This window comes from Neoakkermansia glycaniphila (genome assembly GCF_900097105.1).
Classification (GTDB): domain Bacteria; phylum Verrucomicrobiota; class Verrucomicrobiia; order Verrucomicrobiales; family Akkermansiaceae; genus Akkermansia; species Akkermansia glycaniphila.
Genome location: NZ_LT629973.1, coordinates 659,413 through 682,599, shown reverse-complemented (window position 1 = coordinate 682,599; position 23,187 = coordinate 659,413). Strand labels below are relative to the sequence as shown.

At 52.8% G+C, this 23,187-nt stretch carries 12 protein-coding genes; all 12 read right to left on the bottom strand.

Features of this window, described 5'->3' with window-relative positions:
• Positions 1 to 131: 131 nt before the first annotated feature.
• Positions 132 to 887, bottom strand: coding sequence for a hypothetical protein (locus tag PYTT_RS02745; RefSeq protein WP_067776577.1), 756 nt, complete (start codon positions 885 to 887; stop codon positions 132 to 134).
• Positions 887 to 2,878 (bottom strand): BREX-3 system phosphatase PglZ, encoded by a 1,992-nt coding sequence (gene pglZ, locus PYTT_RS02740; protein ID WP_067776574.1) that lies wholly within the window; start codon positions 2,876 to 2,878, stop codon positions 887 to 889. Before pglZ ends, PYTT_RS02745 begins: the two co-directional genes overlap by 1 nt.
• Complete coding sequence (locus PYTT_RS02735) at positions 2,875 to 5,787, bottom strand: DEAD/DEAH box helicase (RefSeq protein WP_067776571.1); 2,913 nt, start codon at positions 5,785 to 5,787, stop codon at positions 2,875 to 2,877. Before PYTT_RS02735 ends, pglZ begins: the two co-directional genes overlap by 4 nt.
• A complete protein-coding gene (locus PYTT_RS02730; protein ID WP_067776568.1) occupies positions 5,784 to 6,473 on the bottom strand; it encodes an RNA ligase family protein in 690 nt (229 codons plus the stop codon). The genes PYTT_RS02735 and PYTT_RS02730 overlap by 4 nt, the downstream gene beginning before the upstream one ends.
• Positions 6,474 to 6,481: 8 nt before the next feature.
• Positions 6,482 to 7,009, bottom strand: a complete 528-nt coding sequence (locus PYTT_RS02725) for a hypothetical protein (RefSeq protein WP_067776565.1) — start codon at positions 7,007 to 7,009, stop codon at positions 6,482 to 6,484.
• Entirely contained in the window at positions 7,006 to 8,406 is a 1,401-nt protein-coding gene (locus PYTT_RS02720; protein WP_067776561.1) for an AAA family ATPase, read from the bottom strand. Before PYTT_RS02720 ends, PYTT_RS02725 begins: the two co-directional genes overlap by 4 nt.
• A gap of 2 nt (positions 8,407 to 8,408) precedes the next feature.
• On the bottom strand, positions 8,409 to 11,234 hold the full coding sequence (locus PYTT_RS02715) for a DNA methyltransferase (protein ID WP_067776558.1): 2,826 nt from the start codon (positions 11,232 to 11,234) through the stop codon (positions 8,409 to 8,411).
• A 44-nt stretch (positions 11,235 to 11,278) separates the two neighbouring features.
• Complete coding sequence (locus PYTT_RS02710; RefSeq protein ID WP_067776555.1) at positions 11,279 to 15,010, bottom strand: DUF6079 family protein; 3,732 nt, start codon at positions 15,008 to 15,010, stop codon at positions 11,279 to 11,281.
• On the bottom strand, positions 15,007 to 15,522 hold the full coding sequence (gene brxF / locus PYTT_RS02705) for a BREX-3 system P-loop-containing protein BrxF (protein ID WP_067776551.1): 516 nt from the start codon (positions 15,520 to 15,522) through the stop codon (positions 15,007 to 15,009). Before brxF ends, PYTT_RS02710 begins: the two co-directional genes overlap by 4 nt.
• 654 nt (positions 15,523 to 16,176) lie before the next feature.
• The gene (locus tag PYTT_RS02700; RefSeq protein WP_067776548.1) at positions 16,177 to 17,538 is read right to left on the bottom strand and encodes a hypothetical protein; all 1,362 of its coding nucleotides are present in this window, start codon (positions 17,536 to 17,538) and stop codon (positions 16,177 to 16,179) included.
• Position 17,539: 1 nt separating this feature from the next.
• On the bottom strand, positions 17,540 to 20,362 hold the full coding sequence (locus tag PYTT_RS02695; protein ID WP_067776545.1) for a hypothetical protein: 2,823 nt from the start codon (positions 20,360 to 20,362) through the stop codon (positions 17,540 to 17,542).
• 26 nt (positions 20,363 to 20,388) lie between these two features.
• A complete protein-coding gene (locus PYTT_RS02690; RefSeq protein ID WP_141675830.1) occupies positions 20,389 to 23,013 on the bottom strand; it encodes a two-component regulator propeller domain-containing protein in 2,625 nt (874 codons plus the stop codon).
• Positions 23,014 to 23,187: the final 174 nt, after the last annotated feature.

The following is a 23,187-nucleotide window of genomic DNA, read 5'->3' as shown; positions in this document are numbered from 1 at the left end:
CTATATTTTTCAATTCCTAAAAAACGAAAGAGAGAAGCATGCAATTCGGCGGTTGTGATTCAGTTGCTCACCGATATTAACGAACCATTTAATATATCCCCATATCCAGAGAATTCGCTTTTCTCTCGAAATTATGTGGTTACCAATTTCAATAGCTCGTCGTCCAAGCCATAACGAACCACCTTGATCCGTTCGCTACGCTGGGCTATAAAATCACCGGTCATTACAGGAAGTTGGAATGGGAAGAATGCCGGGTTGTTAAGAATCAACTTTAATGCACCCTTGGCTTCCGGCGTAGCCCTGAGTGCAGACTCGAACATCAGGATAGCCAGATTTGGCTCCGGAGTGTTCATCGGAGCAGATTTCTCATAGCAACCTTTGGCTTCGGAATCCTGCAGTACGCCCCAGGCAACAAAAGAGCGAATTACATATTTAGCGTACCGACTCACTGTCTGCCGGTCACCATATTGTTCCTTGAGGCGGTTAATGATTTGATTCTGGGTTATCTGGTTCTGCAAGGCCAGTAAACGCCCTGTTTGGCGGGCAACATTGAACCAGAAAGGATAGACCGCTGAAATCAGTCCCCAGTGGATTGGGACGGCCATGGATGGATTTTTCTGTAGAATCTCTAGCGAGGCGTCCCGAAATGGCATCAATTCCTGATCAGGAGATACCCAGATCTTCATCAGGTTATTGACGACAAAAGTTCGCGTTTGCGTGCTTTGTTCGCATTCCGAAGCACTGACTTTTCTATCTGCGAAAAACTCATGTAGCTCTTGACGAATGACTTTTGCATCAAGCCCTGCCAGTAACAAATTGGCTGCTTTTTGCATCCACTCGAAACGAATAGCCTGCTTGATTCCTATGGTTTCGTGCCTCTTACCCATTACGATGTTCGCCTTTCAAATTTCACAAGAGGGACTATGACTTCTTCGATGGCAACACCGCCGTGTCCTACGATGGTATTGCCCTGATTCACGAATGCATCGTGACCACCAGTCACTAAGGGAAAATAATTCGCAGGCAATCCGATAGGCGGCCATTCATGTGCAAACGGGAAAGATTCTGCTACCTGAGAACGGAGTTCAGACGAAGGATAGACACGAGCTCTCTCACCACGGGTTTCAGCAATCACCCCCTCTGATGGACGCCCTTTGCCATCACATTGAATATTGCCATGATCGGCCGTCAGCCAGACATTGTAACCGTATTCCAACAGTTGAGCAATCAGCGAAGTTAAGAACCCTCCCTGGCACCATTGCTTAATCTGGTTATGCATTCCGGCTGAGCCAAGTTGCATGCCGTGCATAATCTTGTCAATCTTGTCCACAACAAGCCCCACTGCCTTGGTTTTTCCTGGATGTATTATGGAATCAAGGATGTAGATCGCATCACCATCACCCAAACCTCGCTGATAAGCAACATCCCGCCGAGAGAGACCTTGGCCTTCCCAGAACTGTGTCCAGAGTTTCCCTTCACTATTGGTAGAGTTAATCGATGATGGAAAATAGAGAGGCGGCTTGCCTGAGAAAATCGATTGCCGTGATACTGATGTCAGCGTTGGAATCCAAGCGAAGGTCGCAGATTCTCGCATAATCAAATGGGCGTTCTGTTTTTGCAAAATCTGACGCACGGTCGCCCACTGATCGAGGGACAGACCGTCAACTACGATCAATGCTACCTGTCCATTAGCTGAGTCTTCCATATCTCGAACCAAACGGCGCGGCACATGGTGCAACATGGCCGGATTGGTCGGAGGCAAGTTCATCAGGCTGGAATAGTGATCCACCAGCCAAGCGGCAAATGTTGTATTCAACATATCACCCATTTCTCTGAGACGAGTTTGATACACCGGGTGCTCTCCACAATAAACCAGAGAAGACAGTTCGGCCCATTTCAAGGCAAAGGTAGTCCAGTCCGAGTAACGGGCGTCCTGGGTGGGCAGTCCTTTCTTGATAAGATCAAATAGGCGGGAAATCCGTAACTCATCATCCTCACCAGATGTGGCAATACCGCTTCGAACCCAAGATTCGGCATCTACTTCAAAGTCTTGGATTTCGATAGGAGTGAGTTTCCCTTCCAGGAACAAGTTATCAATGTAGACCTTGATGTCTTGATGGTCAAATGGTAAGCACTCCAAACCCGGATACTTGAGACCGTATGCTGATGTTTCTTCCCGCACGAGATTCCCTTTGCCCTGTCTGGAAAGAAAGAGAGGCCAACGTTCCTGCAAGAAATCGAAAAAGGCTTCAGCGTCCGGAATGATCTCTGAGAGCGGCCAGTCTTTAAATTCCTTATGATCTTTAAGAACTTGGATGAGTCGCTCAGACAACATCAGCGGAAGTTGAAGACTGCCGTAGTGCAAACGAAGCAAGGTGCGAAGTAATTCTACATCGTTGACTATCAGCTCATCCGCAACACCAAACACATGGCGGAGAATGTAATCCTTGGTGGCATTGTCACCCATTCGATCAGGCAACGATTTGCGTTGGGCTTCAAAGAGAGAATCCAGCAAGCTTCTGTCGAGCTTTTCAATGACCGGATAGCTCATGTTAGGGAAAAGATCTCCCATATTGAATGAAAGTTTTCGGGCCGCGCCAAGCAGGTCATAAGGCAGAGATTCCAGTTCTGCATCCTGCAAACGAAGGATAACAACCAAGTCGGTGTGTTCACCTCGGTCCCATATCAAGCGGTACTTCGATTCATAGGCATATCTGAATTCGACAGGATCATGGAACTCAATCAGATCAAATCCACGTTCACGAAGCTTCAAGGCCAGCTTCTCCTCGGTCAGCAGGCAATCCGGGTCGGCAACCAGTGTCAGCTTGCTGACATTGGGCACAAAATCGTTTAATATGGTGTCTCGCCAACTATTCATAGAATACATCCGTTCATCATTCGTAGCATGAGCAGAGGTCTGATTTCCGGTACGATCTGCCTTGCTGACTGTAGTTCTTGCCGCCATTCGCCTTCGTCTGCATCGCAATGGGATAACCTGCATTGGCGGACTTCCGCCAAACCCACGCGCTCAATAACCTTACGGCGCGAGGCAAAGGAGGTGATTCCACGTTCCTCTTCGTGAGCTACAGAGGCGAGGTGAGCATGCTGTAAGGAGTTGAACAATTCCCGCCCGGCGTGTTCTGCAGCTTCCTGCAAACATTGATAGGCTTTCATGGAATCATCCTGACCAAGTGTTGACCGTATTCTGACTTCCGCTGTCTGCAACGCATCCCAGATATGCCGGGCTGTGGGTAGAAACAGTTTACCTTCCTCGCTCAAGAATACACTGATATAACCACGCCGCACCATGGGGATGCGCAGAAGCTGTGTTTTCTGGTGCATTCCGGCCTGAACTCGAATCTCGAAGAGTCCCCAGAACCCGGAAATACCAGTGGGCAGCCCGTTCACGGTGACGCAAGGCAGTGGTTGACCTGGTGCGATATGGGGCAGATTCAGTGCTAACCCTCGGATGTGGCTATTTTCAAGATTCAGCAGGGTAGTGCCAGAGAGGCGATCAGCTTCCCGAGTGTTGAAGACAACTTTACGATATTCCTGTCCGTTCGGCCAGTTCAGATCCCACCATGAACGTTTGCGTTTGGCTAAACCGCCGTGGGAGGTGAGATAACTTATCGTCATCCGCTCCACCCAGTAAGGCAGAGGATGGGAGCGCAGACGCTCTGCCGTCTGTACATCAGGTTCTTCCGAGATACCATAGATAGACGAGGATTCCCGCACACGCTGAATCTCCCCACGGAGCTGGGCCACTTTTTGCTCAACAGAGGTTTCGATGCCGTCAGGATCAAGGATAGCCGAGGCAAACATATCCTCGAACAACTCACCTGCCTGGGAAGAATCGAGAACGTCGCTCGTCTTATCGATGCCAAACTCATCGAAGATCACCGAGAGTTTCTGTTCCAGCACTTCGCGGACGCGAAACTCGACCGAATCCTCAAACACGAAATTGATCGCCCGCACCGTTTTAGGCTGTCCGATCCGATCCACTCGGCCGATTCGCTGTTCCAGCCGCATCGGGTTCCAGGGAATGTCATAGTTGATAATGACATGGGCAAACTGCAAGTTCAATCCCTCGCCTCCGGCGTCAGTAGAGACGAGTACGCGATGCGTTTTTCGGAAGGCATCCTGAGCCTGCTTGCGTTCCTCCATATCCATGGAGCCATTCAAGGTAACGACAGAGATACCCCGGATTTCCAAAAACTCCTTCAGAATCTGCTGGGTAGGTACGAATTCGGTGAAGATCAATACTTTCAAATCCGGTTCGTTTTCCTCAGACTGTAGCTTATAGATCCACTCGATCAGGGCTTCGGTCTTGGCATCCGGACCAGCCTGTTCACAACGAACTGCCGCGTCTAGCAGAATCTCAACATGGCTGCTTTCGCTTTGCAAAGCCGACACGTGGGAGTTTAACAGCTCATCGAGCAACTCCTGTCCGTCCATATCATACAGTTCGGCCATTTCATTGTCAGGACTTTCTGATCTCTCAATGCCATTTTGAAGTTCCCCCAGGCGTTGACTGATTTGTTGTTCGCCTTCTTTGAGTGCGGCAAGTCGTCGTTCCAAAGTGCTTCTGATCGCCCGGGTGCTGGAGACAACCAGGCGCTGCATCAGGATCATCAAAAAGCCGATGTGGCGCTTCTGTTCGCGCATGGCCTGGTTGTAGCCCTCGCGCACATAGTCGGTCACCGCGTCATAAAGAAGTTTCTGCAAATGGTGCCGGCTCTCCCAAGCAATCGGAGCCATCTGTGTGCGCCGGGGTTTAAAGAGCGGATTGCCCTCGGAATCAATGGCCTTGCGCTTCTCCGTACGGATAACATACGGAGCCACTCGCTCACGAGAAACACAGTCCATATCAGGGAAGGCGTCGTCATCCAACAGGCTCATGAGGCGATGGAAGGCTTCGGTCTTCCCCTGGTGGGGCGTAGCCGAGAGGAGCAGCACATAGGGGGCTGCCTCCGCCAGCCCTTTGCCGAGTTTGTAGCGGGCGACCTGATCGGAGCTTCCCCCCAGGCGATGAGCTTCGTCCACCACCACCAGATCCCAACCGGCGGTAATCAGATCCTCGAACCGGCTGCGGTTGTATTCGGCAATCCGCTCTGCCGTCCAGCCGCACCTCTTATCAATGGGCTTGACTGAATCCAGAGACACGATGACCTGATCGAATAGCGACCAGGCTGAACTCCGCTGATCGCTCCCTGGAGCCAGGCGTTGCAAGGTACTGATATCCTCGCCCATTACGAGTTGAAATGGCACATTGAAGTGGGTCTGCATTTCCGCCACCCACTGGGTAGCGATGCCTTTGGGCGCGACGATCAGAATTCTACGAACCAGTCCGCGCAGCTTCAGCTCGCGCATGACCAGGCCGGCCTCGATGGTCTTGCCAAGCCCTAACTCGTCGGCCAGCAGGTAGCGCACGCGGTCACCAGAGATGGCCCGGGACAAGGCGTGAATCTGGTGCGGCAGCGGAATAACGTTGGACTCCATTGGGGCCAGTAGCACATGTCCTTCACTTGCGCTGGTCGCGCCTTCAAGCACCTCGGCCACCTTGGCTGCGGCAGCCATATAGGCAATGCGTCCAGCCTCGATCTCTGGCTGCAGATCGGCACTCAGCGGGCGCAAGGTGGAGTGGGGCACGCGCACAACCGCGTCCTGGTTCGGCAACCAGACACGGCACACCGTCTGCCCCCACAAGGTCTGTTCTTCGATGATCTTGCAGGCGCTGGTATGAACGGTGCTGTATTGCCACTCCTGGCTAACGCTGAAATATTTCATCCTCGAACCTCCAGTCTCAACCGGTTTGGCCTGATGGCGGGGCGTGACCAGTGCTGCTCAACGGCCTGAATAAATGCCGGACGAACCAGTTTTGCCCGTTGTGCCAGCCAGTCGTCTTGGTCAAATCGGAGATAGAGGCCTTCTGCAAGCTGATCGCTGAGTTTTGAGGCGGATAGGAGTTTTTGGATTTCCGGATATTCGAAGTGCCCGCGTGCGAGAACAGGAACTTCAGCAATACACATTTCCCTTAAGAGAGCATCTCGACGTTCCGCAGAAAGAAATCGGCCAAATTGCTTGTCGTAAATATCGAAACCAAGGAACCAATCCGGCAAGCGGTCATAAAAAACCGAGTGTTGGGCATAGCACCATTCCCCGAAAAGTATGAACTGGTTGGAAAGATGCCAAAACAGCGTATCGGTCCGTAGTGCCAACCAGTCGCCAAGCTTTCTCCACTGACCTGACCCAGGTAGATGCAGGTATGCGCCCCTGTTCTGTGCTCGAACATTTCCTTCCGAATCAAAAGAGATCCCCAAATTCGCGCCGTCTACCTTCTCTTCAACGACAAGCTCATGCTGCAGGAATTCATTGCATTCGGATTCCGACAGCACCTTGTCGCCCCTGATGTTAACGCCTGCCAGTGTTGCGAGATGTGGCGTAGATGGGAATTTGAAGAAATTGTCTTTCACGTACCGCGCTATTTAGCGAATTTCGCATACTTGATTTGGGTATATTCAGGGCAAAGGAAATGAACGGTGATGCCCACTTTAGCCAAGGAGTCCTTCCATGCCCACCATTTGTGGTCGGTTGCCTGTAGAATGGGTGGCTTATCGTTATGTGCATTTGCAGCAGCAACAAACTTGCGATCCGATTTATCGAAATTTCCCAGTTCGTCGTGATCTGGAAACTCATCGTATGAATCGCCCGTTTTGGTGATGGTCACTCTGTCGCAATATTCTGGATTATAACGGTGATCGTTCACCCATTTCATGAAAGCATCGCCAACGCCAGGTTGCCCCTCCATAGAAAGCTGCTGCCGGTATTCGTTGAAGATTTCATCCCCCGTATCGACAATCAGGCCACGCTTTTTGATTACATGCTCAACCGCATTAATACATGCAAGCACACACGCTTCGGGTACATCTGAATCCGGGTCTGGTTGGGTAGCGAGATTGGCCACCTTGGGCACATTGGTATCCACCAGGCATTTCTTCGGAAGGCTCATTCGGATACCTCCGGCTTTTTGGCGTTCTGCATCCGTTTCTTCATGGCCGCTTTGGCTTGCTCTGTGATGTCACCCATCTCATCACCGAAGAAATTTTCCGGCCAATTCTGGATGTTGCCAAAGATGTCAATTTTTAGAGGGTCGAGTGTAGGCGGGATCTTGTCAATGTTTGCGAAGTAAGCCGACACTTTTTCTTGGGGAATCTCGTTCTCGGCAATCCGACGTTGCAGCCGCCGCAGAAAATGTTCCGAATGGGTCTCGATGATCAACTGAATATTTCTATCCGTCCCGTTTTCTCTGGAGTTGATCACGTCAATCATCACATCGGCCAAAGCAGATTGCGCACTCGGGTGTAAATGAATTTCCGGCTGCTCCATAATGATTATTGAACCGGGAGGAGCGTAAAAACATTGAACCAGAACAGGTAGCACCTGTGAGATGCCAAACCCGACATCGGGAAGATCTACCCAGTCTTTTGAGCCTTTTGTTTGGACATTGACTTCGTATTCCTGGCGATTTTCAGCAATTTTTTTAACCCTGACATTATCAATTAGCCCCATGGACTTTAGGCTTGCAGCAATTATCTGCTCGAAAGGTTTGTTAAACTTTTTATACCCAAGGCTAATTTGTTTATTTTTGCTTGCAAGTAAGGCCGCAATGGTAAGTTCACCTGAATAACCAACACTTTCAGGTGTAATACCGCCCCAAGTGTAAAGTCTTTCCGTTTTAATCCTCAATGGTCCGAGATAGAATATGGACTTAAAAAGTTTTTCTTGTGCGAGATTCAAATCCTGGACAAACCCCGAGTTTTTATAGTAGTTGACCACCTCATCAGGAAATCCGTAAAAACGTACTGGTGGACTTGGATACCAGACTCTGCCAGGGTTTCTGATTAATGAATATTGTTCAGAATAGACCTCATATTGGCCTTGTTTTTTTGCAGATGGACTCATTCCAACTTTGAGAACGGATTCATCACCTTTCTTTATGTGGTAATTTAATTCTTCAATTTTCAGAATATCCGAATCTTTGTCGCATTTTACCTTTGCAGTAAAGTCGATCGTATCAGCTACAAAATTAGTCTGTGAAACGGTGTCCCTGAATTTCAGTTTTTCAAATGTCTCCCACTCGTATTCAAAGACGATCTCATTTTCGAGATTCCTTTGATAGACCATTTCGCGAAACGACCCCAACTGAACGACACTGTTTTTACCACCTGGATAAAAAATAGCCTTTCGATCTTGAGATTCAGCTGTTTGCTTCAGCATCATCAGGAACTGACCAATGCTGGACTTTCCGGAGCTGTTTGCACCGAAGATCAAAGAAATAGGAGCCAGGCTAATGGTGCCAGTATCCTTCCAGGCTTTGAAGTTCTGTATTCGTAATTGTTTGAGCATAACTATTCCCCTCCTATTCTTGTTACTGCCTGGTCGTACCACATGAGTAGTTTAGGGTCTTCTTTCAGGACGTTGTTGGGGATCTTGTCGGCTATGGCGACGATGACGGCGTAGTCACGCTCCTGCCAGGCTTTCTTGAATCCGGCGCGGACAGCTTCCAGGCGGAAGACCTTGAGCTTCTTTTTGACCTCTTTGTATTCCTCAAACTCTTTGAGCAGTGCCTTCTCGCGCAGCTTCTCCAGGTCGCCTGCCTTGTTGGGATCGGGTACGTACCAGCGGTCGCGTGCTTTGGCTACTAGAGTTGGATCATCCTTAGGTAAGTTGCGCAGCTCTTTCCAGTTGGTGGACAAATAAGAGTGGATCTGCTCAGGCACGGGGCCTTTGCCGTCGTAACAGAGGAAGTTCTGGTTCAGCAGTTCGCGCAGGTCGAGCTGGGCTTCGTTCTTGCTCCAGCCGCCGAGTTGCTGCATGAACTGCGGGTTGATGTCGGAAAAGGTCTGGGGCTTTTCCTTGATGAGATGACGAAGCCATTGAATGGCAGATGCCTCATCGGAGACGAACATGGACATCTGCTTGAGTTCACCTGAGGTCATTTTCTTGCGGTCGTATTCTGCCACCTGATCCGGCAGGAAGTACATGCCGTTACGCTCGATGAAACGCTGCGCCAGCCCGATCTGGAACTCCTGGCTTGAGATTGGCACGGGGTAACCCTTGCGGACGTAGTAAGCCACCATTTGGTCGAACAGGATGCGTGGATCACGTTCCGGAACGAACTGCAGCAAGGCTCCCTGCTGCTTGGTGACCGGCAGATACTTCAAGTGGGTACGAACAAAATCCCACACGCCTTCTTCGGTTTGCGCCTCCTTGGGGAATCGATCTTCAAAGCCGCCATTGGGTTTATATGCCGAGATAACGAGATCTTGCTTTACAGCAGTATTACCTACAATTGCGTTTAGTCCCCCCTGTTTTTTATCAAGAGCTGATACATTTCCAACGATAAATCCTGCGGCATTAATGGAAGCTTGTATGTTGTTCCATACATGAGCTTTAGTGTTGGAGAATTCAACCGTCATCCATCGCCCAGGCTTAAGTAGCCGGAAAATGTATGTAAAACAATCCGTCATTATTTTTCTGTAATCGTCGACGGATTTGCCCTGGGTTCTATTTTCGATGGCTTCTTGTTTGTTATTGGTGGTCACTTTGAGCCATGACTCCCACGTATGGCTCAACTCTGAGTACATCAAGTTCGAGCCGAATGGGGGATCGATAAAAACGTAATCCAAAACGCTCTCTAGCCGACTGTCACCATTGAGTTGAGAAGCGCTGCTTAATGAGATTAAAGTATCTCGTGTCCTTTGGTTTGGATACGCCTTAAAAGCCCTTACTTGTGTCTTGAGTCTTTCTTCCAGAAGTTTTGTCACAGCACTTTCCAAGCCGATAGACGGGGTGTAAATAACGCCTTTTCGAGGGCCTGGATTACATCCGCCACCTCCGAATACATAATTTTTCAGATGCAGCTGATTTAATTTTGTGGCCCCGCCTATAGAGCCAGTAAATAGAAATCTTACTTGAGGAGAATCAATTCTTGAATATACGGCCGATAAAACCTTGAGATTTCTATCGGTATAAAAATGGTGCACATGGGTAGTTCCCAGCCTAATAGGCTCACTTGTTTTGTCGCCTTTAGGGATTTGATCTACTGGGTGCCAGTATGGAAACGTGTTGGTTCCGATTCTTTTTAGAATGTCGAAATCTTCTTGGTCCGGTGTTTTTTCATATCGTTTCGATGATCCAGGCAGGCAATAATTTATTAATACAGGAACTTGCTTTGCCTGTCTGACAGTTTCATTCAGTGAAACATCAAACGTATTGATCCATGCTCTTTCTGCCCCCAATTTCCCTGTTTTAGCCCCACATTTTGGACAACTGAACTCATCTCTTACAATCGCTTCTTTTTTATCTATTGCTGCATCCCAGAAAATAATTTCTTCGGTACACTCTCCACAGATGAATACATCAGACCAAATTGTAAAATTAATACTTCCAACTCGTCCGTCTGAATGTTTAGTCTTGTACATCCAGCCACATTCTTTTTCAACTTCTTTTAGAATGCGTTTGGCCTCTTTCTCAAAGGCAAACACGTCAATAGGCGCGTTGTAGTTGTAAGCTATGAAAGTTGCTGCGGGGGATAGGTCGTTCAATACGGCCCGCCGTACACCAAGCTTTGAAAATGGTCGCCAAACCTTTTTTCCGTTTTCGTCTATCTCTTCCTGCAAAATCAAGCCATCGGGCATTACCTGATAACCCAGCGACATTATCATTTCCTTTGAGCCGCACATCTGCGCGGCTACACCAGTCATGCCGGTTCCGCAAAACCCGTCAAACACGATATCCCCCGGCTTCGTGTAGTGGAGGATGTATCGCATGATGGCTTTGTAAGGAACCTTGGTATGGTAAGAGTGCGCGTTGTATATCGGATCTTGTTTTCCTTCGCTTACATCTGCTGCAAAGGGTTCACGGTGGTAGTGGTAGCCTTCGGGCTGTTCCGGCTTTTGCGTCTCCCACTCGGCGATAAAGTCGGCGATCCAAGGGTTCGGGCAAGCGGTGTAGTAGGGAGGGTCACTTAGATTCAAAATATCTTCATCATTGCCGCTGGGAAAGCCTTCGATCTTGCGGAAGTCCATGTCCTGCAGCTTCTTGCGAAGCTCCTCGGTAAAGTGGGCGCGGCGGGCTTCGTCATTATCAAACGTCATGCCGAGGCAAGTCACTGGGCCGGAGGTCTTCTGCGTTTCTTCAAGCAGCGAGTCGAACAAACTGTTTTCTTTCATCTTTATAATCCTTGGCTTTGTCTTATGTCTCAGCTTGGTTATTCTTATTCCATGACGATCCGCACCTTGGCCGGGTCCTTGCCCTTGGTGAGCTGGTCGATGTACTCCTCAAAGCGTTTCTTCATCTCCGCCGGGGTGGCCGGGCCGTTGGTAACCTGCAGGGCATGTTGCAGCTCCTGCGCCTTGACGGTGACCTTGACCAGGCCGGAGAGTACTTCCTTCAGAGCGTGGACAAAGTTGCTGTCCAGTGGCACCGGCAGTTTCTTCGACTTGATGAAGGCCTCCAGCGGTTCACGGTCATCAATCTTCAGCAGGACCATGTTGGCCTGGGTGATCGGGTCCTCCAGATTGCTGAGGATGGTGGAGGTCCAGGCAGCCACCATGGCGTCGAGCTGAGCGTCCATCTGGTCGATCATCTGCGAGCCTGACACCGCGCCGGTTTCCACCGAAGGCCGGAATCCGCAATGCGGACAGATGGGCGCGGCGTCAAGGTTTTGCTCGGTCAGATCAAAGCAGCTCTTCAATTCTGCCAAGTGATTTTGGTAATCGGTGAGCTGCTGCCGGGGCATCAGGTCGATGCCAGCCAGTTTGAGCAGAATTTGCAGGCGCTGGTCGTGAAGCAGGGATGCTTTGCGTCTGTCGTCATTCACGCCCAACCGGGCCTTGGTATGCAGACCCATGTAGGCAATGATATAATCTTTCTTCAGCTTTTGCAGCTTGGCACCGATTGATTGGGACAGGGCCGCCAACTTAGTCAGGTCGGCCTGCCTGAGGGTATCCAACACATCCTGCCGGGTGGTTTTCATACGGTCTACCCAATCATGCTCCTCAGGCAACGCTGCTTCAGCGGTGGAGAGCCAGGATGCCGTCGGACCGTGATCCATGATGAACTCACGCAGAGCGTCGAGCTCGTCCAGTGCCTTTACGGACTTTTCGTGGGATTGCACTTCGGATGCGCTATAACGGAAATTTTTCAATTTACCAGGGGAGGAATAGGCCTGCAGCGATTCAAAGAATCCCTTGGCTTCGTCCCATCCGCTGGCTTGGCTTGTCAAGTCGGTACCCGCAAGTAGATCCAGCCCCCAGAAAGCAAGCCCTTCACGCAGGGTTTGCTGGGCCATGACGATGCGTTTAATGATCTTATCTACCGTTTGCAACAAGTTCTGCACCGGTTCGTCCTTGCCTTGTGTAACAAGCTGGGCCATGCCCGGCGTCATGCCGAGTAACTCGAACAGAGCCATGAGCGCGGGCAGGTTCCATTCTCTGGGCTGCTCGAGGTGCTTGAATCGGACCAGCTCATCCATGTTGGTCGCGGCGAGCTGTTGTAGTCCGGTGGCATCGAATTTTTTGCCCGGAATGGAAATCACAATGTCGCCGGAATAAACCAGAGAAGCCATCAGGACGCTCACCCATTCAGGTTCCAGACGCGAACCTCCCGGATTCATGTATTCCACCCCGTGATCGTCCTGGATGATCTCGCTACGGTTGACCACCTGGCCGTGCCCCTTGCTCTTAAAGGCATCAAGGATGAACTTGGTGTACTTCGATTTGGAGGGAACGATCTTTTCCCCATCAAGCAACTCCAAAGCGTCCAGTACTGCCGTGGCCTGCTTGGTGCGGTTCTGCCCGGCGATGGCTCGCAGAGCGTCCTGTGCGGCCTGTGCGCGGTTGTTGCCGGTGATCAGGACTGAGAAGAACGGATAGTCCGGAGCCTGGTCCGCGAAGTTTGGCGCCAGGCAAAACCCGGCAATGGTGTTAACCAGATCGCGGAAATTGATGGTCTCCTGTGGTGATACACCGGACAGATCGCGGATCGATTTCCCTTTGGCCCATTCTGTCATGGATTTGGATCGGCCTTGATAGGTCACTTCGAAGGCTTCACTCATGTGCATCTGTAGCCACTGAACCAGTTTTCTCAGAAAACCATTGGACTTCGATTCATAAGTAGCCTTGGCATGCCCCGATGAGGTAGCCGCAAGATCCAGTGCAGCCGCATAGCTCTTTAACGAGGTTTGAAATTCTTCGTCGATACCTTTCATGCGGAAGAATATCTCGTCGTTGGCCTTGTCGTCCTTGAAACGTGGCGGGTCGTTGGGCTGGATGAAGTAGAGGTAAAAATCCCGTTGCGGCACGACGGTAGAGCGCTCGTTGGGTGCGCCGAAAAAGAGATAACCGGAGCGAGCCGCTTTGTGCTCTTGCCAAACCAGTTCGTGCTGCCAGATCTTGTAGCCGGTCACGTAGGTGGCATCCTGGCATTCCATCACCCGTTTGAGGGCCTCATAATAGAACCGGTCGAGTTGAGCATGGCCCAGGCTTTCCGCCCGTTTTTCGATCAGAGCATCGAAATCGTCGGTCTTCTTCAGATCGAGATAGAACTGGCGGTTGTCGGCATTGAAAGAGATGAATTGGCCGCTGACTGTTTTGTGTATCTCTCGCAGGACTGTTTCCACATGGGTCTGGAGATCCTTGTCGGGCTCATCGCTCCCCAGTCCGACGATCAACGGATCGAAGAGGCATAGACGGTCACGTAGCTCTTCGGCAGATGCGCCCATAGGGGCATAGATATCACCGGTGGTGAGACGGTGCACGGACAAGGCGTGGATCAAACGCAAAGCCATCGGCTTATATTGCTCGCGCGTGATGGCGTTCTCGATGCGAGATTCCAGCACTTGACTACATTCGATGACTTCCCTGATCTCGGAAATAGCCCGGAAGGAGGGATTTTGCTTGAGCGTGTTCCAGTAGCTGTCGAAGGCAATCAGGCCGGGTTCATTCAGTGGCACATCCTTGTCGAGAATTCCTTTCATGCCCAAGGACAGGGTCTTGAGCACTTCGCGTTTTTCCACCACGGTGACACGTTCGAAGGTATCGATATAATCGGGATGTACCGGGAAAAGCCGGACAAATTCGTCCATCCGCTCATTGAGCCCGCCATAGTATTTGGCAAAGGGCATCAGGTAGTCTCGGATCTTGGCTTGTTGCTCGGCTGTCTTCTTGAGCAGGCGCTCGGCCACGACAAATTTCACATCCTTACGAGCAATGAGAATCTGCTCGAAGCGATCCTTTACACGGCGAATGCTGTCGGCGACAAAGGTGAAGCGCGGGCTGTCGAAAATGGCTTCCTGAACACCAGCCATGAAACGGAAACGCAGATCCTTGCAGACCTCACCAATCTCGCGAAGAAAGTTGAGATCAAGGATCAATTCCTGATCCTTGCGAGTGCGCAGGTAGTCGAGAAGCTCGTCGACAACCAGCAATAGGCCTTGCTCGGGGAACACCTCACCGAACTTGGCCATCATGTCTTCGAAGGCTCGTTTGTGGTTGGTGATAGTTTTGACTTCAGGGAACACATAGTCCACGCCGAATTTCTCAAGGTGTTCTTCCAACTCAGAGACCAGGATATCACGCAGGGACATGGTGGTAGCTCCGATTTCGGTACGGATGACTTTGAAACGCCCTGCGATCTGAGAGGCAACATCACGAACACCAGCATGGTTCAGATCAGCCAGCAGGGAAGCGTCAGCAGCGAGGCTGGAAACCACCGACATCAGGTGCGACTTACCGGTGCCATAGTTACCGACGACCAGCAGGCCCTTGTTGTCGGCAGGCTGGTCAAACTGCATCTGAGGGATGACAAGCTGCGTGAGCCGTTCAGCCATTTCGTCGGAAATGACATAAGTGCTCACGAGAGTATGTGCGGCGTTTGATTTGTCTGCATCACGCAACTGAACGACCGACTCAATCGGGTCGAATTGGATAAGATTGCCGTATTTCATGCTTGTTCTGATTCTTTTTTATTTATTGCCGAGTCGATCGTGGCCGTGCCATCCATACTTACGATCAGTACATCGGCCGAGTCATAGCAGCGGTACTCAGGATGTCCATGTTTGGCGTATAAAAGTTTCCCGGAATGGGTGGTTCCATTCCAAGAAGCAACTACGGATCGGTTTCTTGAAATCGACTGTAGCAGGCGCAAAGGGTCCTGTTGGAGGTCCTTGTCAAAAAGGATCTCGAGGTTATCCAGTATCACGGGTGATTGTGACTGGCTCACTACCTGATCAAGAATGCCTGGCAACCGAAGCGAGCGTTGCCTTGCTGTCAGTTCAAGCAATTCTCTGGAAAGAGTCAAATTGACATTGGCGACGGACGAAGCGAACTCATTAGCGACCTCCCGAAGAACATCGGTCTTGCCGGAACCTGTCTCACCTACAAGTAGCACAAGGCGATGATACAGACCTTCGGCTGCTTGGAGTGATCGTTTGATTTTTTCGTGTATGGATTCGGCCATAGTTGCTTCTTACTGCTCGTTGTTTGATGCACTTGTAGATCGTCTCATTGCTCACATTCAGATATTTGGATGTCCACTATTGTTCGCCCATCATCTGTATCCTGCGTTCATCATGTTTTCCGTCAAACTCAATTGTAACACCACAAACTAGCTCCCACAAATTACATTGGTGGCTTGTCAAAATCAAGTGTTTTTTGTGATCTTGAGTGAAGCGTCTAAAATCAAAAGCTCAATGAAGAACAAATTTACCAGGAGCAAGATGCAAAGATACATTCAAAACAATATCCCCGTGCACTACTTGAACGGATCGAAAGGCTCGCGGCCAAAACAAACAAAAACACATCAACTCTATGATATTATATCTAAGAATATCAACCGTACTTAAAGAAAAAATTAGAATTATATCCAAAAATGAATGATAGACAAAGAAATGCGATTTCGCTATACATACGATATAAGATTTCAAAAGCTCCTTACGTGAGCAATAGAGAACGAATTCTTACCATGGTTGCTTCCTAGGTGATGACGAGATGATGCGCGAGGTGTCCTTGCCCAGTTCCGTGATTTCGGAGCGCAGCGTCCACGCGTAGTCCATGAAGCCCATGCGGATGTCTCGGGATAGAGGTTTTCCAATGGGTCGGCAGGTTGCGGGTGTTACTGTTTGCGTTTTTTCGGGGGCAGAGGTTGTTGGGCGGGTTCTTTGGCGGGCGGGATGTTGAGTTTTTTCTTGAGTTCTTCGTCGACCAGCCGGGCCATCGGGAGGACGTTGAAGTAGGGGTTTTCCGAGACGATGGAGACGGCGGTGTTGCCGCGCGTGAAGTAGATGGCGGATTTCTCGCTGCCGAAGACGACGGCTCCATCCCTCCCGAGGCGGGCTTTGGTGGCGATGTCGAAGTCTCCCACCCAGCCGGGGTTGATGATCGAATACTTGATGACGTCCTGATCGGTTTGTACTTTATGATCCCAGCGATGAAGCATGTGATCCAATGCCCTGAAGTCAAGTACGGTGTTGATGGCCAGGTTGCGGTTGAACTGGTGGACGATGGTGTAATGGATGCGTTCGCTGCGGCTGCCCAGCGTGGCCTTGAAGCCGTCTTCCTCTCCGGATGTTTCCATGACCTTGAGCTTGCCGGTGGCGAGTTTGTCGACGATGTCGCCGCAGGCGACTCCTGCATTGATGTTGGGGATGGTGTTGACCATCGGTTCTTCCGGGATGTTCAAGGCATCCCTCAAGCGAACGCTGCTTCCGCAGGAAAGAAACGGCACGGAGCTGCGCAGGCCGTAGGTGACGGCCCGGTCGATTTCGATCGTGGTATTGCGGAGGGATCGTTTGGACTCTTCGTTTTTGGCCTGTTTCAATGCTTCCCCGGCCTCTTCCACCTGTAGTTCCCCTTGTTGCACGCGCGCGAATGTTTGTAGGATATCTCTCGTTTCCTGCATTGAGACCGGCCTTTCCAGAGTATTCTCCAGATGGAGTTCATGAAAGAAATAATGCGCATACGCATAAGCCAGTAATTGCTTACTCTGCGTCATACATAAAAGTTCATTTTTTTCGCGCTTGAATTGAATCGATCGGACAAAATCCATATTGAACGGCCTCGACATAGGCAGCGTCGCCATATGGATCATCCCGTGAAACCACCATGCCTGCATGATGTCATGGCTGGAGCCGTACATGGGGCTACAGTACAGGATACATTTGCCGTTCAGACCGTACACATGCAACCACCCGGCTTTGAATTGCATGTAATAATCCTTGATGCGGAAGGTGCGGTTATACCAGGGAAAGGCTTCTTGCCACAAGGGAGGGGCGGCGGCATGGCCGGAATCAGCAGGATAGGGATATGCTTCATGTTCCTGATTATGAAATTCGGTCACGATTTCTGCTCTCGTTTGGACGAGGCCTTTTCCGTCTTTGCCCGACAAGAGAAGGTAGTCGCCTTCCGCCATGGCCGGCAATCCGGCCATGGCGCAGACGATGAACACGATGTTTTTGTAGAAGGATGAAGGTGTCATTTTATTGGGAAGCTTGTTTGTTGTGAGTGTGCAGCATGATGTGGTGCGGTTTCGGTGTTTCAAAAACGGCATCGTACAATGTCACATAGCGCGACTGTTCGTAATCGACCAACCGAGAATCAGCTCTCGGCAGCGGCAACTGCCCCGAATTCGGGCGCACAAAAAACGGAGTGGGATCATAGATCCTGTTTCCGTGGCCGAGGAGTGCATGGCCTTTCTTCGTATCCAGCATCCGCGAGAGCGTACCGTATTCCATCCCGCAGAGCGACAACAAAGAATGGATCAAGGCGACGCCTTCTTCACAGATGATGACGGGGTGGTCTCCTCCGCACAGCCGCCGCGTGCATTGGGGGAGATCGATGCTGGTGGCGTGCCCTCCTTTCAGGAAATAGCGGTCGTCCATGTATTGCAGCACGGTCGAGACGATGATACCTTTCTCCAGCGCCGCCAGATTGTAGTCTCCCATTGTTTTCAACCCGTAGGAGAAGACGCTGACGGCATTGGCTTGCGCTCCGGCGGCATTGGTCGGCCATTCCAGCTTTTTGTATTCCGGTGGAGGTGGCGTTTCTCCCGGGCGGGACGGCACGGCCAGTTCGATCGGATTCTTGAGCTTGGTTTCCAGCAGCAGATGTCGCGTCAAGGCTTCCAGCGCGTCGATCCATGGCCGTTCCATGGTATTCTGCTCCTTCATGCCGGAGAGGGCGACCCATTCGTAGTCTTTCCCTTTCACCATGGTGTATTCCGCAGATGCCACACCATCCGTTTGCGAACGATCAGGAATGAAAGAAATCGCCGGTTCGGCGTCTTTCCCGAAAGACCATGTATAGGACGACCCCCGCAGCAGGTAGTTTCTCTCTGCATCGGTCAGTTCCCGCTTCAAGCCGGGAATGGAGATGGCGATTTTGTACTGTTCGCATTTTTCACGGCCCGATCCGCTGAGCAGCAAGCGCCAGGAGGAGTACGCCGCCGAGGTGTCGGGGGTGCGCTGTTTCAAGGTGGATTCGCCGAAGACGGCGAAGACCCGGCCGATGCGTGAGGAGTCCTTGCCCAGTTCCTCGTTTTCGGTGCGCAGCGTCCACGTGTAGTCCATGAAGCCCATGCGGATGTCTCGGGATAGAGCTTTTTCGGCCTGTACATCCGCCTGAAAGAGGCGGTATTTGGCACGAGGAAGCGGCAGCCGGAAGAGTTCGATCGATCCGCTGCCGACGGGGGTGATGTTGGTGGCCGCATTCAAAGCGACAGCCATATTCTTATAAGTATATCCGTTCAGGGAGTCGCCGCCTTCGTTTTCTTCCAGTGCCGCGGGTTTGCCGTCCGCACTCCGTGTTTTGGTGGCATCGCCCGTCAGCGTGAGTTTGGCAGGATCCGCCGCCAGAGCTTCCTTGACGGCGAAGAGGATTTTGTAGCGCGGCGTGATGCCCGCCTTGTAGGCGGCGGTTTCTTCCGAGCGCAGGCGGGCGACGGAGCGGTTGTAGCGAAGGTTTTCGGGGTTTTTGACGGTGAAGGAGCCGAGGTTGCCCGTACCCGTGCCTTTCGCATACCCTATGCCGGTGGCGTAGGTGAGCGGCGAGTCCTTGCCTCCCGTGCCGGAGACGGTTCCTTCGGCGATGTATTCGGCGACGGCGACTTCTTCTCCCCGGAATTCCTTGAGGATGGTGATGGCGTCTTCCGCCGAGTCGCCCTTGATGCAGTCGCAGGCGACGGCGAGGACGACGAAGTCCGGCGAGGCGTTTTTGTCCGAGATGACGACGGCTTTGGCGATGTCCGATTCAAGGTAGACTTTTTCTTCGGAGGATCCGGCGGCAAACCCGCTCCATCTGACTTGGGCATCGAAGGGGACGACGCGGCTGTGGTCGGCGGATGTGTTCTTTCCGACATCGATCAAAGAGGCGTCGTCTTTCAGGCAGAGGAATCCGTCGTAAAGCTTGATGCTCTCATTGAGTGTCTGATAGAAGGTTTCACCCCAGTTGATCTCTGCCGCTCTTTTCTTTTGATGGTAAGTACCCTTTTGATTATAAAGGGAGGTGTGTTCGACCCAGTCGTCCGTCCACGGCAGTTTGGGGGCACGGATCGTCCTGCCGCTTTTGTTGACCGCTGTTTGCCATGTTCTGACACGGTCGGCATCCGCTACATAATCGCTCACCGTGTTTCCGGACCTGCCTCGTTCAAGCATGTCTTTCCATGGGCATGTTTCGAATGAGTGCTGGGTTGTATTCAAACGCCCGGTATCCAAAGCTGCCGTGATGTCCTTTCGGTGGCTTGCTTCCTTGTATGTAAACTTCTTCACCGCCTCTGTGGCGGTTGTAGTCCAGTTTTTCCACAAGGCAAAGTCGATGGCAATGATTTTCTGAGCATTCTGCGGGTGCCTCCATGCATAGAAGCTGGTGGAAGGGCGTGCCCAGAAGTCGAATACCCATTGGTCTTTTGCTACGAGTTTTGCAGGTACGGGCCAGAGGTTGTCGAGCCTGCCCCAGACGATGGATTTCTTCTTTTCGGCCAGTTCCTGCCGCCAGACGGGGTCATAGGGGGCGACGCAGGCGACTTTTGCCCCGAGGAGGTCGGGGCGTGCGCCGTAGAAGAGCTGGGCGCCCGCCAGCGTGCGGGGATTTTCCGCGTAACGCGAGGGGTCGACTTCGTAGAGGATGTCCGGAGTGAGGGAGACGAATCGGACGCGTTTGGCGGCCTTGTCTTCCGCCCCGGGGTTGGGAGTTTGGTCATCATCCGTGTCTTCGATGATGACGTCTCCCGCCCGAGGGGACGGAGCGGCGGGGGAGACCGCACAGGAGAGGCAGGATGCCAGCGCGAGGGAGAGGGTGGCTTTCATGGTCGTAGCGGGGTGGGGAAGTTGAGTCAGATACCGAAGATTTCGTCATCGTCTTCGTCTGGCAGAGTTTGCGTGCCGGTCGGTTGGGGTGCTTTGCCGGACGGTTCCGGATCGAAAGGACTTTCGCTTTCATCTTCATTTTGGAAGCGTTCGGGGTGTTCTTTCCTTTCTTTCTCGAGGCGTTCCTGTTCCTGCTTCCATGCCTCTTCTTCAGCCCGGAGGCGGGCTTCTTCCTTGCGTGCGAGTTCCTTGCGCTCCGCGATGCGCTGGCGCAGGGTGGCGAGGTCGGGGTTCGGCGTGCCTTTGTAGCCTTTGCGGTATTGTTTCCAGTCGATCCGGTGGAGGTCGAGGTATTCGAGTTCTTCGATGCTCAAGGGGACGACTCCGGGGCTGAAGGGTCTCCATGCCGCCGAGCGGGCATGGACGTAGAGTTCCTGCACTCCTTCCCAGGCTTTGTCCATGGCGGCGTCGTAGGCTTTTTCGGTGGCGGGGGTCCACAGGCCGAGTTGCCAGCGGCAGTAGTCGAGGTAGCCGGAGGGGGCGAGGCCGCAGCCCTGCATGTAGCGGTAAGCGGTGAGGGCATCGAGCCGGGAGCGGAGGCGGTCTTTGTCCGGGAGGAGTTCGGGGTGGGTAGCGCGGCTCCAAAGGGCGAGGGGAGCGGCCGGGAGGTCGCCGGGCTGGAGGCCGCGGTAGTCCCAGTCGCTCAAGGGGGCCGGGGATTGGCTGGTGGCGAGTTTGCCGATGAGGGTGGGCGGGCGCTTGATGATGAGGCGGCTTTCACGTATGGGGGAGATGAAGACGCCGTTCAAGATGGTGTTGAAGGAGTTGTTGCGGCAGACGCGGACGAGGTAGGTGGCGGGGCCGGTGACGTAGAAGTTTTTGTAGCAGCCGCTGCCGGAGAAGTCGCGGATGCGGGTGCGGGCGAGGACGGGGTTGAAGGACTGGAGGGAGGCGAGGTCTTTTTCCTGCGTGTGTGTGTCGCCGGTGCGGAGTTCGACGAGGTAGTCGCGGTAGCCGCTGCGTTTGACGTGGCCGTTGGGGTTGTAGAAGTAGAGGGAGAGGAGGTGGGGGCCTTCGGGGATGGTGGTTTTGACCCAGACATCCGGCCCGTCGTGGCTCATGGGGTATTCTTCTCCGTGGTCGTCCCATTCGGCTTCGGTGCGGGTGCCGGCTTCCGGGTTGCGCAGGACGTTGGGATTGCCGGGGAGGTGGCCGTCGTGCAGCCAGAGGCGGAGGTGGTCGCCTTTTTGGCGGTGGGGACCGATCATGCCGCCGATGGAGGGAGGTTCGTCCTGGGCTTCGAGGTCGATGAAGACGTTTTCGGGGGAGGCGGCGGCGCAGAGCATGGCGACGCTGCGGCCGTAGCGTTCGAACCAGTTGCCGCGGGTGAGCCAGTCTTCATGCCAGTAGAAGGCGGGCTCTTCGGAGGGCTGGCCGGAGGAGGCGTTTTTCTGCAGGCGGGCGATTTCTTCTTCCCGGGGGATGGTGGGTGCGAAGGGATGGGTGCGCGGCGTTTTGGCGGCAGGAGCCTTAGACCCGGGGAGGGCCGGGAGCTGGGCGACGCGCTGGAGGCCGCCGCCATAGGTGGTGGCATAGAGGATGCCGGAGGGGAGGCGGAGGAAGCCGGTGACCCATTTCGCACGCGGGTCTTTTTGTTTGTTGAGTTCGGCGGTTTCCTGCATGGGGGCGAGGGTGGCCGGGTCGACGAGCTGGGCGCCCGCCTGGCGGTAGCCGATCCAGAGGCCCTGTTCGCAAGGGTAGAGGGCGGTGACGTGGTCTTCCAGCAGGAGGTCGCCGGGGGCGGCCTGGCGGATGGCGGCGGGGAGTTTGGTGTCGTAGAGGCCTTTGTTTTTGGCTTCGTAGTCGCGGCCCCGCAGGTAGTTCCAGGTGGCACCTGCATTGCCGGAGGTGGCGACTCCGGCGGTGCTGCCGTACCAGATGCGGTCTTGGCCGCCCGCCGCGATGGCGTTGCCGAGGTTGGAGGGGAGGCCGGTGCCTGCGGCATCGTAGGGCTGGCGGACACGGTTGCGGTTGTCGTAATGCCACGGCGCCTGGGTGTTTTTCCACGAGGCATATCCGTTGGCGGAGGTGGAGGTGCCGATGCCGCCGCAGTTGTAGGCGGCGAGGAGGTTGGCTTCGCCGTCGAAGGCGAGGGCGGCAGCGGCATCGTCCGCCAGTCCTTCGGCCCGGGTGAAGAAGGTCCATTTGTTGTCTTTGTAAAGGGCGATTCCGCCGGAGGTGGCGACGGCGACGCGGTTTTTCCATGTAGCGATGTCGTAGATGCGTTCGCCGGGGATGCCGTCTTCCCGGGAGTATGTTTTCCACGATTGGCCGTTCCAGACGGCGATGCCCCGGTTGTCCGTGCCGGCCCAGATGTTGCCGGAGGCGTCTTCGGCCAGGGCATAGGCATTGAGGGTGTCAGGATAGCCCGGCTGCAGGTGCATGGGTTCCCATGTGCCGCCGTCCGTGCAGCGGTAGATGCCTTTGCCTTCCGTGGCGATCCAGACAGTGCCGTCTCCGGTCAGCAGTCCTTCCGTGATGTACGGGGTGGGAGCCTGCGGCAGGCTGGCCGGGGTGGCGTGCAGGCCGGGAGCAAGAACCACGCCCAATGCGAGGGTTACGGGAAGATAGGAGAATAGAGTATGTTGCATGGTAGGAGATGGATGTGGTTTGTTATATGAATCCCAATCTATCAGTTCTCGGCATGACTGCAAGATAAAAAAGTATTACAAGTATGTAACAGGTTGATTATTTTTTCTTGATAAATAAGATGTGACAGAAAAGGAAAGAGCTAAAAGAACCACTGAATCTGCTGCTTTCCCGTT